Origin of the sequence: Caldalkalibacillus thermarum (genome assembly GCF_014644735.1) — a bacterium.
Taxonomy (GTDB): Bacteria; Bacillota; Bacilli; order Caldalkalibacillales; family Caldalkalibacillaceae; genus Caldalkalibacillus; species Caldalkalibacillus thermarum.
Window position 1 is genome coordinate 1 of record NZ_BMKZ01000138.1, and the last position, 576, is coordinate 576.

The following is a 576-nucleotide window of genomic DNA, read 5'->3' on the forward strand; positions in this document are numbered from 1 at the left end:
ATACCTGGATTCAGGCAGCCCTTCAAAGTCCATTCAAGCCTTTTCATGATTTCAGCAAGACACTGGTGACTTGGAAAACTCATATTTTAGCCTATTTTCGGTTACCCTATACCAATGCAAGGACAGAGGGTACAAACCATAAGATTAAGAACCTTAAAAGAAGGGCTTATGGCTACCGGAACAGAGAACGATTTAGGTTAAGAGTTAAGCTTGAATGTGGTTGTTTTCAACAAGCTCATTCCCTTCTTCACTTCACCTCAGCATAGATGATATCGCTTCAAGCCTCAAGCCAAAAGCGCTTGACCCTTTCGCGCCATCATCTCTTGATTTACTAGGTGAAGAAGGAGATTTTACGGCCTATACAAGGCCCGGAAATGTGCGAGCTCCACAAAAAATGACGAAGAGCCATTATTTATATTTAGTTTGAAACCGGAAATTGTCTGAAGTGATAAGCAATATACTTAATCTTTCCTTGTTCATCACGTTTAAAGCGAATGACTTCTTTCTGATCCTTTACTTCAGCCAAAAATTGATCTTCTCCCACACATTTAAGAGGAATTGATAGCCCCTGCACAC

The 576-nt window shown here is 40.6% G+C and carries 1 protein-coding gene; it reads left to right on the top strand.

Annotated elements, in window-relative coordinates; genetic code table 11:
* Positions 1-266, top strand: a 266-nt coding sequence (locus IEW48_RS16895; RefSeq protein ID WP_188624734.1) for a transposase, incomplete at its 5' end; no start/stop codon positions are given.
* Positions 267-576 lie beyond the last annotated feature (310 nt).